Source organism: Archaeoglobus sulfaticallidus PM70-1, from assembly GCF_000385565.1.
In the GTDB taxonomy this organism is placed as follows: domain Archaea; phylum Halobacteriota; class Archaeoglobi; order Archaeoglobales; family Archaeoglobaceae; genus Archaeoglobus_A; species Archaeoglobus_A sulfaticallidus.
The window spans coordinates 961,794-973,907 of sequence record NC_021169.1 but is presented as its reverse complement, the minus strand read 5'-3'; the positions used below and the strand labels follow the sequence as shown (position 1 = coordinate 973,907).

18 protein-coding genes are annotated in these 12,114 nt (G+C 43.6%); 9 read left to right on the top strand and 9 right to left on the bottom strand.

From position 1 onward, the window contains the following. The first annotated feature begins 135 nt into the window (after positions 1 to 135). Positions 136 to 321 (top strand): hypothetical protein, encoded by a 186-nt coding sequence (locus tag ASULF_RS05260; RefSeq protein ID WP_015590660.1) that lies wholly within the window; start codon positions 136 to 138, stop codon positions 319 to 321. Positions 322 to 326: 5 nt separating this feature from the next. Here the strand turns inward: ASULF_RS05260 and ASULF_RS05255 are convergent, their stop codons facing one another. Further along, positions 327 to 917, bottom strand: a complete 591-nt coding sequence (locus ASULF_RS05255) for a stage II sporulation protein M (protein WP_015590659.1) — start codon at positions 915 to 917, stop codon at positions 327 to 329. Between the two features lie 385 nt (positions 918 to 1,302). Between ASULF_RS05255 and ASULF_RS05250 the strand changes: the two genes are divergently transcribed. Further along, the gene (locus ASULF_RS05250) at positions 1,303 to 1,641 is read left to right on the top strand and encodes a winged helix-turn-helix domain-containing protein (protein WP_015590658.1); all 339 of its coding nucleotides are present in this window, start codon (positions 1,303 to 1,305) and stop codon (positions 1,639 to 1,641) included. On the opposite strand, the gene ASULF_RS05245 is transcribed toward ASULF_RS05250, so the two are convergent. Together ASULF_RS05245 and ASULF_RS05240 are read right to left on the bottom strand one after the other, a co-directional pair. Beyond that, positions 1,638 to 2,036, bottom strand: coding sequence for a hypothetical protein (locus tag ASULF_RS05245; RefSeq protein WP_015590657.1), 399 nt, complete (start codon positions 2,034 to 2,036; stop codon positions 1,638 to 1,640). The two genes, ASULF_RS05250 and ASULF_RS05245, sit on opposite strands and share 4 nt — an antisense overlap. Positions 2,037 to 2,058: 22 nt before the next feature. After that, the gene (locus ASULF_RS05240; RefSeq protein WP_015590656.1) at positions 2,059 to 2,808 is read right to left on the bottom strand and encodes a Nif3-like dinuclear metal center hexameric protein; all 750 of its coding nucleotides are present in this window, start codon (positions 2,806 to 2,808) and stop codon (positions 2,059 to 2,061) included. A gap of 80 nt (positions 2,809 to 2,888) precedes the next feature. On the opposite strand from ASULF_RS05240, the gene ASULF_RS05235 reads away from it, so the two are divergent. Beyond that, positions 2,889 to 3,422 (top strand): cysteine hydrolase family protein, encoded by a 534-nt coding sequence (locus ASULF_RS05235; protein WP_015590655.1) that lies wholly within the window; start codon positions 2,889 to 2,891, stop codon positions 3,420 to 3,422. Here the strand turns inward: ASULF_RS05235 and ASULF_RS05230 are convergent. The 3 genes from ASULF_RS05230 to ASULF_RS05220 are packed head-to-tail and all read right to left on the bottom strand — an operon-like array spanning position 3,411 to position 4,756. Further along, positions 3,411 to 3,620, bottom strand: coding sequence for a hypothetical protein (locus ASULF_RS05230; RefSeq protein ID WP_015590654.1), 210 nt, complete (start codon positions 3,618 to 3,620; stop codon positions 3,411 to 3,413). The genes ASULF_RS05235 and ASULF_RS05230 overlap by 12 nt on opposite strands. A gap of 2 nt (positions 3,621 to 3,622) precedes the next feature. Beyond that, the gene (locus ASULF_RS05225; RefSeq protein WP_015590653.1) at positions 3,623 to 4,414 is read right to left on the bottom strand and encodes an acyl-CoA dehydratase activase; all 792 of its coding nucleotides are present in this window, start codon (positions 4,412 to 4,414) and stop codon (positions 3,623 to 3,625) included. 9 nt (positions 4,415 to 4,423) lie between these two features. Next, positions 4,424 to 4,756 (bottom strand): hypothetical protein, encoded by a 333-nt coding sequence (locus tag ASULF_RS05220; RefSeq protein WP_015590652.1) that lies wholly within the window; start codon positions 4,754 to 4,756, stop codon positions 4,424 to 4,426. A 201-nt stretch (positions 4,757 to 4,957) separates the two neighbouring features. Here ASULF_RS05220 and ASULF_RS05215 point away from each other — a divergent pair, with 201 nt between their 5' ends. From ASULF_RS05215 to ASULF_RS05205, 3 genes are all read left to right on the top strand, one after another. Further along, positions 4,958 to 5,689, top strand: coding sequence for an amino acid ABC transporter ATP-binding protein (locus ASULF_RS05215; protein ID WP_015590651.1), 732 nt, complete (start codon positions 4,958 to 4,960; stop codon positions 5,687 to 5,689). Positions 5,690 to 5,875: 186 nt separating this feature from the next. Further along, the gene (locus ASULF_RS05210; protein ID WP_015590650.1) at positions 5,876 to 6,514 is read left to right on the top strand and encodes a TIGR00153 family protein; all 639 of its coding nucleotides are present in this window, start codon (positions 5,876 to 5,878) and stop codon (positions 6,512 to 6,514) included. Between the two features lie 4 nt (positions 6,515 to 6,518). Continuing rightward, complete coding sequence (locus tag ASULF_RS05205) at positions 6,519 to 7,469, top strand: inorganic phosphate transporter (protein ID WP_330217183.1); 951 nt, start codon at positions 6,519 to 6,521, stop codon at positions 7,467 to 7,469. 69 nt (positions 7,470 to 7,538) lie between these two features. Here ASULF_RS05205 and ASULF_RS05200 read toward each other — a convergent pair whose 3' ends face one another. Further along, a complete protein-coding gene (locus tag ASULF_RS05200) occupies positions 7,539 to 7,817 on the bottom strand; it encodes a MazG nucleotide pyrophosphohydrolase domain-containing protein (RefSeq protein WP_015590648.1) in 279 nt (92 codons plus the stop codon). Between the two features lie 54 nt (positions 7,818 to 7,871). On the opposite strand from ASULF_RS05200, the gene ASULF_RS05195 reads away from it, so the two are divergent. Genes ASULF_RS05195 through ASULF_RS05185 form a run of 3 tightly spaced genes read left to right on the top strand, consistent with a single transcriptional unit; the run spans position 7,872 to position 11,026 of the window. Then, positions 7,872 to 9,356 carry a DHH family phosphoesterase gene (locus ASULF_RS05195; protein WP_015590647.1) on the top strand — a complete coding sequence of 495 codons (1,485 nt, stop codon included), beginning with the start codon at positions 7,872 to 7,874 and terminating at the stop codon, positions 9,354 to 9,356. Between the two features lie 25 nt (positions 9,357 to 9,381). Then, a complete protein-coding gene (locus tag ASULF_RS05190; RefSeq protein ID WP_015590646.1) occupies positions 9,382 to 10,611 on the top strand; it encodes an adenosylhomocysteinase in 1,230 nt (409 codons plus the stop codon). 13 nt (positions 10,612 to 10,624) lie between these two features. Further along, complete coding sequence (locus ASULF_RS05185) at positions 10,625 to 11,026, top strand: hypothetical protein (protein ID WP_015590645.1); 402 nt, start codon at positions 10,625 to 10,627, stop codon at positions 11,024 to 11,026. 87 nt (positions 11,027 to 11,113) lie between these two features. Here the strand turns inward: ASULF_RS05185 and ASULF_RS05180 are convergent, their stop codons facing one another. Together ASULF_RS05180 and ASULF_RS05175 are read right to left on the bottom strand one after the other, a co-directional pair. Continuing rightward, positions 11,114 to 11,353 carry a hypothetical protein gene (locus tag ASULF_RS05180; RefSeq protein ID WP_015590644.1) on the bottom strand — a complete coding sequence of 80 codons (240 nt, stop codon included), beginning with the start codon at positions 11,351 to 11,353 and terminating at the stop codon, positions 11,114 to 11,116. After that, complete coding sequence (locus ASULF_RS05175; protein WP_015590643.1) at positions 11,344 to 12,087, bottom strand: hypothetical protein; 744 nt, start codon at positions 12,085 to 12,087, stop codon at positions 11,344 to 11,346. Before ASULF_RS05175 ends, ASULF_RS05180 begins: the two co-directional genes overlap by 10 nt. Positions 12,088 to 12,114: the final 27 nt, after the last annotated feature.

Sequence of the window (12,114 nt, the reverse complement as noted above, 5' to 3'; positions counted from 1 at the left end):
GATTCATGCTTGTAGATGCGGTAGTGTCTACCATTACATGCTATGAGATAATCACTAAAAAATATTAAATTACGCTAACAGATAACAAAAAACGAAAGTTACTTAAAATATTATTAAGCTTGACCACATAGTAGCATGACGAATGGCAGAAGTAGTAATGATAATGTTCTCAACATAAGAATTAAAGTGGACAGAAAGTTTGAGGAGAAGTTCATGAAGATAAAGGAAGAGCTTGGACTCAACTCAAATGCCGAAGTAGTCAGGTATCTTGTGAACAGATACTACAAGGAGCTTCAGCAGAAAGGATCGCTGGATATGTGACAAGGTTATGAGAACCTGTAGATAAGGTAGGGAGTCACAAAGGTCTCGATCAGGGCTGCAATGAGCAGAATTGGGATTATGACTGTTATGAACTTCTTAATGAATTCTTTCATTGCGAGCTTCATGTCTATGCTCCGTGATCTGAAAACTCTCAGATAAAACAGCTTTCCGAGGTACAGCCCGTATGCAGAGGCTATGATCACTGCTGGTATCTCGAGTATCCCATGAGGGAGAAGGGAGACCGCAACCCTTAATATTCCGAGTTCGGAGCCTTTCACATAGATTATGACCCCAATTATGTACCCATTCAGGAAAACGAACGATACCGGAAAGATTCCGAAGAAAAAGCCAGCAACCATAGCGATGAATGCTTTGCTCGAGTTGTTCAGGAAGATTATCATAAAAACCTCGAGCGGGTTGTTGAAGTCTATGAAGCTTAAGCTCTCGAAAACACTCTCAATGAATTTCTCAGACTGGTCGGGCTGAAGAGATGATGATACATAACCGAAGAAGATTGCTATTATGAACACCAGGCTTATTATCCCAACATATTTCTTTCCATCGAATTTTTCGAGTTTTTCATTGTTATCTATCACACTACTTGTTCTGATAGGGGGTAAATTAAAGTTTCTTTTCAGAGTGCTTCAGCTTGCCTTTATTATCTACCTCTATATTTTGGTGTAGTTTTAGGTAATTTCTGAACGGGTTTTGCATAGGTCTTTCTGGAAATCTACTTAACTTCATTCAGCAAAAGAGCGAGGACTGAAATTCACCGATGATGGCAGATAGTGTTAATAGAATTGCAATTACTCCAAAAACGATCAAAACGAGTTTTACCATCCCCACAAATTATTTTTTATTTCAATTGGCTGAATAACTGATAATAGTTGTGCTTATTTTGGTCTCACTCAACTCCTTTATCACCTAGAACAATTCAGCACCCGACTCAAAAATATTTTTTATCATCCATCTAATTTACTAATGGTGGTTTTGTTGTACGAGATAAAGTTCAAGGTATGGATCGAAAAGGATGGAAAGCATGTCCTTGGTAGAGGTGGAGCAGAAATTCTGTCCGCGATAAAGTCGGAAGGATCGATAATGTCTGCTTCTAAAAAGCTTGGGATGTCGTATCGGTATGTGTGGGACTATATAGAAAAGATGGAAAGAAATCTGGGTGAGAAGGTCGTTATAAGGGATAGAGGAGGCTCCAGAGGAGGAGGGACTGTCCTCACTGAGCGTGGAGAGGAGCTTTTGGAGCTCTTCAATAAGATCGATTCGGCCATATCAGAGGTGGTGGATGAACTGAGCAAAGAAGACTAAAGCGATTCTGCATCGTATCCAAGCACCACCGTCCACCACCACCTCGCCATATCCACGAGATCTCTGCTGAACAAACCGCTCAATCTGTATTCTCCATCTTTAATCGCTATCATGCCCGCTCCAAGCAGCTTGTTCCTCATCGAGTAGAATGAAGATCTGACCATCTCCAGTTCATTCATGATCTTTTCCCACTCATCAACCCTCAACGGCCTTCCGGCCTTCTGCCTCTCATCTATAAGGTTTATGAACTTTATAGCCTTCATAGCAACCTCTTCCTTCCTGAATATTCTCCTCATAAGCTCGAGGAACGGATTTTTGGACTGCGTTATTCTTGCTGATGTTGAGGATCTAACTATTATGCTCGTTGATGTTTTTGGAGCTTCCTTCACTTTCATATTTCAAAATTTGTGTAATGGTTTAAAAGTTTGTGGGAACATCTATGAAGATGGTGCGAACATCAAACCTCTCATTCAGCTTTTCCATGAGGGCTTTAAGCCCAACAGTTTCTGTTTCGTAATGTCCGGCAAAAATCACATTGAACTCAAGCTCCTTGGCAACATGATATGCTTCGTGCCTGTATTCTCCGGTAATCAGACAGTCGGAAATCTGAGATGCCTCCTCAATTGCGAAGCTCCCGCTTCCAGAGATGATCGAAATTTTTTCTATCTCATTTCTGCCGAAGTTTAGCACCCTAGATGTTGTATTCAGCACGGAATCGACTCTCTTTTTAAGCTCACTCACTTCCATTTTCTCAATTTCTCCAAAAACTCCAATTTTTATTCCTTCGTGTTCCGCAAAAAATCCTTCAGATGAGCCACTCAGGAGCTTCATGATCTGTATGTTGTTTCCGACCTCATCATGAGCATCCAGCGGTAGATGGGCAGTATAGAGTGAGATCTCGTTCTCCAGGAGGAACTTTATCCTCTTTCTTGCGATTCCTTTCAGAAACTTAAGTCCTCCCCATATAAGACCATGATGGACTATGAGCAAGTCCACTCCAAGCTCCTTGGCCTTTAAAAAGCTCTCCATGCAGGCATCCACAGTAAAACCAACGGTCTCCACACTGCCTTTTCCCTCTATCTGGAGGCCGTTGGAACTTAGATCTCTAAATTTGTTGATTTGTAAGTACTCATCGAGAAAATCCGTTATTTCATACAGATAGTACATGGCAGAGATTAAGCCTAAATGTAGAAATACCTTGCTAAAACATCGCAAGAATAAAATCGAATGAGGTTTTAGTTGCAACCATGAAAGCTGTCATTGTCGTTGATATGCAGAAGGACTTCTGCTATCCTGATGGAGCTTTATATGCTGGAGACCATATTAAGGAGATTTTCGAACCCTTAGCGAGCTTTCTTGAAAAAGCGAGAGGTAGCATGTCAATAATCTTCACGCAGGACTGGCACAGAAAGGATGACAAGGAATTCAGAATCTGGCCTGCTCACTGTATCATGAATACAGCTGGGGCTGAGATCATAGACGAGCTTAATCCTTCCGATGAAGACTATTTTGTTAAGAAGAGGAGATATTCTGCATTTTTCGGTACAGATCTGGATCTGATCCTGAGAGAACTTGGGTGTAATGAGATCATTCTGGCTGGGGTGCTCACGAACATCTGTGTGCTGCATACTGCGGGTGATGCAGTATCCAGAGGGTACGATGTTAAGCTGTTAAAGGACTGTACTGTGGCGTTAACAGACTACGACTACGAGTATGCGATTAAGCATATGAGGGATGTGCTGAATGTCAAAATAATTGATTCAACAACGCTAAGCCTTTAAAACACCCCTCTTCCTGAAGTACTGCAGAACTGCAAGGGCTACAAGCGAGGATATGATGAAAGATGCAACATAGCTGTGGGAAATATAGTAGGCAACGATGAAGGTTGCAAAGAACGACATTAGTGTGTAAGTTGAAATGGATGTTTTCTCGAGTGATTTTATTATCTCCTCTCTTTCATCCTTCCTACCATCACTCACTTCTATCGCCTCTTGCCAGCCTTCTGCAATCCCAGCACTCCAGCCCCATAAGCTCCGATTATCTGAGGCTCATCCGGTATGTGGATTTTATGAGATAGCTCTTCTTCCAAAGCTTTAACAACGCCAGCATTCTTGGCAACACCACCAGTCATGACAACATCATCCACCACGCCAACATGTCTTGCAAGACTCGCAACCCTCTTCGCTATTGCTCTGTTTATTCCAGCAAGGATATCTATCTCGTTTTCTCCCTGTGAGAGCAGGGATATTACCTCAGATTCAGCAAAAACTGTGCATGTGCTTGTTATATTCACCTCTCTTTCAGATCTGAGCGATAGCTCTCCCATCTCGTTTATGTCCAGTCCAAGAACATTCGCCATGACTTCCAGAAACCTGCCGGTTCCGGCTGCACACTTATCATTCATCGTGAAGTTCACAACCATTCCATTTTCGTCAATGCTTATCGCCTTTGAATCCTGGCCACCTATGTCTATCACCGTTCTACAATCTAGAAACAGCTCTTTGGCTCCTCTGGCGTGGCATGTTATCTCGGTGATCTTGAAGTCTGCAAAAGATGAAACTGCAAGGTTTCTTCCATACCCGGTTGCCACCACAACATCCAGATCGCCTTTTCTCAGCCCTGTCTCGCTTAAGCACTCCTCCAAAGCAGATAATCCGCTTTCCATTATCTTGGAAGAAGTCTTTTTTATCCTATATGCAAGTATTCTCTTTCTCTCATCGACTATGCAGACCTTGGTTGCGAGGGAGCCGATATCGATCCCTGCAGAGTACAAACTTTCACCTCAGAACACAAGGGGTGTGTAGCCTTCATCAATCAACTGATTTATAATGCTTCCAACATACTCAACCCTCGCGAATTCGAGCTTATCCTTTGGGTGCTGCCTTGAATCAGCAAGAAACTTGCAGACGAGTGGCTTGTACTCGCCAATATTCGAGATCACAAAATTTCTGAACTCTTCATCCTCAACCAAGAGGTCCTGAGAGGGCCCGATGAATATTATCTCAACACTATCTGCCCACCCGAACTTCATGGAATTTGTTGCGAACATCACACCGGTCATGGCCTTCTCCTTCGCCTCTTTACCGCTTGAGATTATGACGAGTATCTTTCCCATAAACTCTAAATATCGTTCCTGATATTTAGCACTTCTGTTTTCTTCTGATTTTACAGCTTTTAATGTCCAATCCGGCCCAATTCGGGTTAATGTTCAATCCACTCATGGGAATCGGGGCAGCTGTGCATATGGCATTTCACGATAGGGTTCTAGAGCACAACCTCAGAAAAATTCATAAAGCACTTTGGAATAGAGGGGTTGATGAAGTACATCCTCGAAATCGAGAAGCTCACGAAGAAATTCGGTGACCACGAAGTTCTTAAAGGGATAGATCTTCAGGTAAAGAAAGGAGAAGTGGTTGTGATCATAGGCCCTTCCGGAAGTGGCAAGTCCACTTTTTTGAGGTGCATAAACAGGCTTGAAGAACCAACTTCCGGAAGAATTCTGCTTGACGGTGTTGAGATAACAGGAGATAATGTTGATATCAACAAGGTTAGGCAGAGAATTGGTATGGTCTTCCAGCAGTTCAATCTGTTCCCGCACTTAAATGCAATAGAAAATGTCATGCTTGCCCCTGTTAAAATAAAAAAGGAAGATAAGAAAGAGGTTGAGAAAAGGGCTAAAAGACTGCTTGAGAAGGTGGGTTTGAAGGATTTCATGCACAAGTATCCTGCACAGCTCAGCGGTGGACAGCAGCAGAGGGTTGCGATAGCAAGGGCTTTGGCCATGAATCCTGAAATCATGCTGTTCGATGAAGTAACATCAGCTCTGGATCCCGAGCTTGTCAAGGAAGTTCTGGATGTCATGAAGCAGCTAGCAACAGATGGTATGACGATGATAGTGGTAACGCATGAGATGGGATTCGCGAGGGAGGTCGGTGACAGGGTTATATTCATGGATGGAGGGGTGATCGTGGAGGAAGGATCTCCTGAAGAGGTCTTCACAAATCCAAAGAACCCGAGGACGAAGAGGTTTTTGAGTTTTATACTCTAACCCTTCTTTCTTGCTGAATTTTCCATATCATCTGGATTTTTCATTAGTTTGTTTTTTCATTAACTGAAATCGAGCAGTGGAATTGTATGCAGGTAGAATTAAGGATAAAGGAAGAGTTTAATATACATAATATACACTAAAAGCCTAAAAAGTGTGGTCATAAACGGAAAACACCCAGGTGGTACGATGTTCAGAGATATAAAAAAGTTCCTTGTTGGTGGGGAGAAGGAAGAAGAGATAATAAACCTCTTTAAAGAACATATAGAAAAGCTCAGTGAGGCTTCTGAGACTCTAAAGCTTGCAATTGAGAGTGATGATGCCTCGCTCAATTACGAGATATGTGAGCTTGAAAGGACCGGTGACATTATCCGAAGGGATATCGCCCTTGGATTATATGAGGGAGCCTTCCTTCCGGGTGTCAGGGGGAATCTGTACAGGCTTGCCGAGCTACTGGATGAATGCCTTGACCTCATCGAGGACACCTCTGTTTATTTTAGCCTTTTGAATGGTTTGCATCCAGCCATCAGGGATCTCTGCTTGAGAATTGCCGAGATAAACTGCAAGATGGTTGATTATCTGTATGAAGCTTTTAACTCGCTCTATCAGGATTCCGACCTCTCTGACAAGACTATAAAGATTAGAGCAAAAGAGCAGGAAATAGATGGTCTAAAGCGTCAGATTCACGAGAAGATGTTTGATATCGAGATAAAGTCGTTCTGGGAGGGAAGCATTCTGCTGAAGTTCCTCGATAGCCTGATATCTATAAGCGACAAGATAGAGGACTCCGCCGATCTCATTCAGGTGCTGAATGTGAGTATGAGGTAGCTGAATTGCAGGGGGCAGTAATATCCTTGAGCTGATACCGTTTATCGCCGGGGCGTTTATAGCGTTCAGTATTGGATCCAACGATACCTCCAACTCCTATGGTATATCCATAGGCTGCGGTATCCTGAGCTTCAGAAGGGCTATCTATCTGCTATTCTTCCTCGTCTTTCTTGGCATTGTCCTTCAGGGACAGAAAGTTATGAGGACTGTCGGTAGCGAACTGGTTGATCTGAACATACACATCATCAGCATCTCGCTGATAATCTCCAGCATTGCAATAATTCTGTCCAACTGGAAGAAGCTTCCGGTTTCCAGCCATCAGGCCATAGTCAGCAGCCTTGTTGGATCTGGCCTAGCTTTTGGTGTGTCTGTCGATTTCAACACGCTGATCAGGATTGTTGAATCATGGGTAATATCTCCCGTCTCAGCTTTCTTCGCTTCTGTGATCGTATACAGAATCATGGAGTCGGTGGTTTCTAAAATGCCGCCGTTAAAGGTTGAAAGGGCGGTTAGATATCTGCTTCTTCTCAGCGGGAGCCTGATAGCATACAATACCGGAGCCAACGAGCTTGCTACTGCACTCGGCCCGATCGTTTGCTACGGATTGCTGACACCGCTTCAGGCGGGAATTGCTGGAACTGCACTGCTATGGCTCGGAGCCTATCTGCTCGGCAGCAGGGTTGTCGAGACAGTTGGAAAGGGTATAACTTCTTTAGATCCATTTTCCGGATTCTCAGCCCAGATGGGAGCTGGAATCAGCGTTCTTCTGTTTACATCACTTGGAATGCCGATATCCACAACATATTGCATAATCGGTGGTGTGACAGGTGTGGGAATTCTGAAAAGCACGAAGACGATCAGGTCTCCATTCTTAAAAAAGATATTTCTCAGCTGGGTTATCACACCGCTTACCGCAATGATTCTTGGCTACAGCATCTCGTCCCTTCTAGCCTAAGCTAAATTAAGTTGTTTTTGGATCCTGAATCAATTATGAATTAAATCCCGAACCAATTACTGCCTGAAACTACTGCCTGAGATCCCATCTCGAACTCGGATCATCTTCTATGTACTTCTCATACAGCCTTCTTTCGAACATTAGTCCATAGTAATTGGCTATCGATAGCACCATGAACATGACATCACATAATTCCTCTTCAATAGCCTCGACATCATTTTTCCTCACAGCTTCTGCCAGTTCTCCTACTTCTTCAAATAAAACCGCCAGTAAGAAGAGCTCACCTGACTTCTTATCAACCTCTAAATATTTTTCTGCAATTTTTCTCTGCAAATCGCTGACATCCATATTTCTCTTTAGCAAGATAATTTTAAATATCTTGCTTTTTAATTTCCTGCCACAATGACCGAAATATCTGAATCTGAATCCAAAACTCTGGTAGATAAAGAGGGTAATAAAGCCGAGAATGGTGACTTTGATTATCTTGTAATCGGATGTGGCAGCCTTGGATTCAATGTTCTGAAGGAGCTTGCGCGGAGGGGTAAGAAAGCCCTCGCAGTGGATTCCTCGCAGGAAAAGATTGAGGTACTGAAAGATCAGGACTTCAATGCTCTGATTGGGGACGCCTCTAACGAAGATTTCCTGCTCTCTTTCGATTATGATAGGATATCCGTTGTTTTCATACTCATACCCGATTTTGAGGTAGTAAAGAGAGCCATAAAGCTGATCAGGAATGTATCAAGATCTGTTTTTATTATAGCGAGGGCCAGCACTGGAAAGGAGAAGGAAGAACTCGAAATGCTCGGGGCGGATGCAGTTATAACACCATCCTACGCAATGACAAGAATCGCAATCGAAACGCTTGATAGAATTGAGACCCTCAGGAGGCTGAAGAAGTTCAAGGAAGTTTTGAACAGTATGAAGGGATCGAAGCTTGCAATATTCACCCATGATAACCCCGATCCGGATGCTTTATCTTCTGCCATGGCTCTCAAAGAGATAGCCAAAAAGCTGGGTGTTGAGGCAGATATACTGTACTACGGAGAGATATCTCATCAGGAAAACAAGGCCATGGTTAATCTGCTCGAAATAGAGCTTGTACATGCCAAGGATGTTGATATTTATACCTACGAGAACTTTGCACTCGTTGATTCATCAGCCGTTGGAGTTAATAACTCCATACCCAAGGATGTGAAGCTGAACATCGTGATAGACCACCATCCCGCAGAGAATGTTGAAGCTGACTTTGTTGACATAAGGGACGATGTCGGCTCGACAGCAACCATAATGACAAACTACATGGTTGAGATGAACATGGTACCCAGCAGAATGCTCGCAACTGCACTGTTCTTTGGAATCAAAAGCGAAACCCATGAGTTCAAGAGGAACGCGAGAACCCAGGACTTCTCCGCTGCAGCCATGCTGTATCCATATGTTGATCATGATTTGATTGAGAGAATGGAGGGCCCGGCATTATCCTATGAGACGCTCGATGTGCTGGGAACTGCGATAAAGAACAGAGAGATATATCCACCAGTGTTGATAAGCTTTGCGGGGTTCATAAGTGAGAAAGACGCAATAACTCAGGCAGCAGATTTGCTGCTGAAGCTTGAGGGGATCTCCACAGTTCTCGTGTTCGGAGTTGTCAGAGATGTTATTCATCTCTCGGCCAGAAATGTTGATGTCAGGATGAATATCGGAGAAGTGCTGAGGAAGGCTTTTGGTGATGTGGGTAGTGCTGGTGGACATGCCCACGCTGGTGGAGGTCAGATTCCTCTTGGAATATTCGGGGAGATTGGAGATAAGGAAATTCTGAGCAAGCTGATAAAGGAAGCTATAAAAAGGAGATTCCTGCAGGCAATTGGTATTGAGGGGACATCTGAATGAATTGGGATGATTTGGGAGTGAAATGATGGATTTTCTTGAATCAGGTTATGGAAAGATAGAGTGGGCAGAAAGGCACATGAAGGTCATGGAAAAAATAAGAGAGATCTTCTCGAAGGAAAAACCGCTCGAGGGTTATAAAATTGGCATGGCCCTGCATGTCGAGGCCAAGACTGCCGTGCTCGTGAAAACCTTGGTCGCTGGTGGTGCAGAAGTGGCAATAACGGGGTGCAATCCTCTGAGTTCTCAGGATGATGTGTCAGCGGCTTTGAGGGACATGGGTATTGAGTGTTACGCAAAGAGAGGAATGAGCGATGAGGAGTACTATTCAGCCCTTAACAAGGTTCTGGACTCGAAGCCCGATGTTATTATAGATGATGGAGCTGACCTGATCTTTCTGCTGCATGGAGAGAGGTATGATCTTGCTGAAAGAGTTCTGGGAGCGAGCGAGGAAACCACTACTGGAGTTATAAGAATAAGGGCTATGGAGAGGGAAGGGATTCTGAGTTTTCCGGTTATAGATGTGAATGACGCTTTAACGAAATACCTGTTTGACAATAGATATGGGACTGGACAGTCAACATGGGATGGCGTTCTCAGAGCAACCAACATGCTTATAGCTGGCAAAAAAGTTGTTGTGGCTGGCTATGGCTGGTGCGGTAGAGGCATAGCGATGAGAGCGAAAGGACTGGGAGCGAAAGTAATAATCACGGAAGTTGATGAGATCAGGGCCCTGGAGGCTGTGATGGATGGTTTTGAGGTCATGAAGATGGAGGATGCGGCCAAAGTGGGTGATATATTCATAACCGCTACTGGTAACAGGGATGTAATAGTTGAGGATCATTTCAAGCTGATGAAGGATGGGGCTATTCTTGCAAACTCAGGACATTTCAATGTCGAGATCAACATTCCGAGCCTTGAAAGGTTGAGTAAGAGCAAAAGAGAGGTCAGAAATTGGGTAACTGAATATGATCTCGGTGATAAGAGACTCTACCTGCTTGCCGAAGGCAGACTGGTTAATCTGGTTTCTGGAGATGGGCATCCGATAGAAGTGATGGACATGAGCTTCTCCGATCAGGCTCTGGCCGTGAGATACATTGTCGAGAATCATGAAAAGCTGGAAAATAAGGTGTACAGGCTTCCAGAGGAACTTGACAGGATGGTTGCAAGGCTTAAGCTGAAGTCCATGGGTGTTGATATCGATGAACTGAGCGAATCGCAGAAGAAGTACCTGTCTGACTGGAGGCAGGGCACATAAGCATGGTGAGACGATGATATGGACATATCAGCCTTTCAAAAACCCTCAAATGAAGAGGTTCTGGCTATCTGTCTGTGTTGTGCTGCTGATAGCCGGGAATCTGCTATCTTTTGTAAGGTTCCAGAACGACTTCTCAAGGCTGATGTTTTCCTCAATAACATTCACAATGGCTGTTGCTTTCTTTGCCATACTGATGCTCAGAAAGCCGAGGTATTACTACATCGAGGATCAAACGATATACTCGGCAACAAAGCGAACTAAGCTGACAGATATTGAGGACATCGATGTGGACTCGAAGAACCTCGTGATAAAACTGAAGCTGATAAATCCATCGTCGATGAGTCTGAAAAAGATATATTTTGATAATATTGACAATTTAAAGAAGGTTGAAGAGGAGATACGGAAATACCTTTGATCAGCAAGCTATTGCCCGATAAGGCTATCTGTTAATGAGTCAAATGTGTGGAAATAAAAGCCAGATATAGCCTTAATCTCGAACTGGTCAACTCAAAACCTCAATCACTTTTTTCGCAACAATTATCATAAAGAGGAAAAGCAGGAAGTATATCGAGGGCTTTAGCATCTCCTTGGTCTCGGGCTTTATGAAGCTACCACCAACTTCCGCAACCACAAGCAGCCCGATTAAAAGCAATGTAATAAAAACATCTACTGTTTTGACTGCAAGAATAAGGATAACCACCCATATCGCAAGGAATAGAGTTATGATGTCGTCTACATCCATCTGTCTATACCTCCAATCTTTCTGGCTGATATCTCTATGTATCTCTCCTTAACTTCCAGCTTTTCAACCTGAATGAGTTCTTGCAGGCTCTTCGCAATAGCAAGTAAAATCGAACTGCATATAGGGCAGGCAATCTGCTCGCAGTCTTTAGAGCAGGTATCCAGAACAACCCCCTCCAAATAAACCTTTATTCGCTCATTGTCTTCCTCGATGGTGATAGATCTGGCTAGGCCCAACGCTTTCAGAACTGGAGCACCCTCAACTACACCAACTCCAGCTCCGGAGAAGTCCATTTCAGAATAGCTCTCATACATCTTCATCAGCTCTTTTCCAAGAGGAGTAATCAGCAAGCCCATCTCTTTCTCTCTGCCAACATCTGTCAGGAACATCACATTCTCGTCGAGCTTAGCCAGATCGATATCGAAATCCTCGTGCAACGGGATGAAAACTCCCCCATCAGGCATATTATCATAAGGGGGAATGTACACGGCTTTATTTTTTAAATCAAGGGTTTTTAAGAGCTTTTTGCAAAGCTCAGTGTAAGGAGTGAGAACTGCTTCGAGGGCATCATACTTTATGTATTCTGAGGTTGCGAAGGATAGCACAACTATGCCAAGAAAAATCCCACCAATTCCCGCGTTGATCAGACTCTGGTCACCATCTATCGCACCTTTCAGTGCAAGAATTGAACCAAGTGCGATCAGAGCTATGCTTGCGATGTACTTGATCCTCATCGAATTTAATAAAAATGTTAAAACTTT

Bases quoted from the DNA above. Each gene is read 5' to 3' on its own strand.
- ASULF_RS05260 (WP_015590660.1), top strand. From the start codon at position 136: ATGACGAATGGCAGAAGTAGTAATGATAATGTTCTCAACATAAGAATT.
- ASULF_RS05220 (WP_015590652.1), bottom strand. From the start codon at position 4,756: ATGGGAAAGATACTCGTCATAATCTCAAGCGGTAAAGAGGCGAAGGAG.
- ASULF_RS05235 (WP_015590655.1), top strand. From the start codon at position 2,889: ATGAAAGCTGTCATTGTCGTTGATATGCAGAAGGACTTCTGCTATCCT.
- ASULF_RS05180 (WP_015590644.1), bottom strand. From the start codon at position 11,353: ATGGATGTAGACGACATCATAACTCTATTCCTTGCGATATGGGTGGTT.
- ASULF_RS05200 (WP_015590648.1), bottom strand. From the start codon at position 7,817: ATGGATGTCAGCGATTTGCAGAGAAAAATTGCAGAAAAATATTTAGAG.
- ASULF_RS05195 (WP_015590647.1), top strand. From the start codon at position 7,872: ATGACCGAAATATCTGAATCTGAATCCAAAACTCTGGTAGATAAAGAG.
- ASULF_RS05245 (WP_015590657.1), bottom strand. From the start codon at position 2,036: ATGAAAGTGAAGGAAGCTCCAAAAACATCAACGAGCATAATAGTTAGA.
- ASULF_RS05175 (WP_015590643.1), bottom strand. From the start codon at position 12,087: ATGAGGATCAAGTACATCGCAAGCATAGCTCTGATCGCACTTGGTTCA.
- ASULF_RS05210 (WP_015590650.1), top strand. From the start codon at position 5,876: ATGTTCAGAGATATAAAAAAGTTCCTTGTTGGTGGGGAGAAGGAAGAA.
- ASULF_RS05215 (WP_015590651.1), top strand. From the start codon at position 4,958: ATGAAGTACATCCTCGAAATCGAGAAGCTCACGAAGAAATTCGGTGAC.
- ASULF_RS05190 (WP_015590646.1), top strand. From the start codon at position 9,382: ATGGATTTTCTTGAATCAGGTTATGGAAAGATAGAGTGGGCAGAAAGG.
- ASULF_RS05185 (WP_015590645.1), top strand. From the start codon at position 10,625: ATGATATGGACATATCAGCCTTTCAAAAACCCTCAAATGAAGAGGTTC.
- ASULF_RS05250 (WP_015590658.1), top strand. From the start codon at position 1,303: ATGGTGGTTTTGTTGTACGAGATAAAGTTCAAGGTATGGATCGAAAAG.
- ASULF_RS05240 (WP_015590656.1), bottom strand. From the start codon at position 2,808: ATGTACTATCTGTATGAAATAACGGATTTTCTCGATGAGTACTTACAA.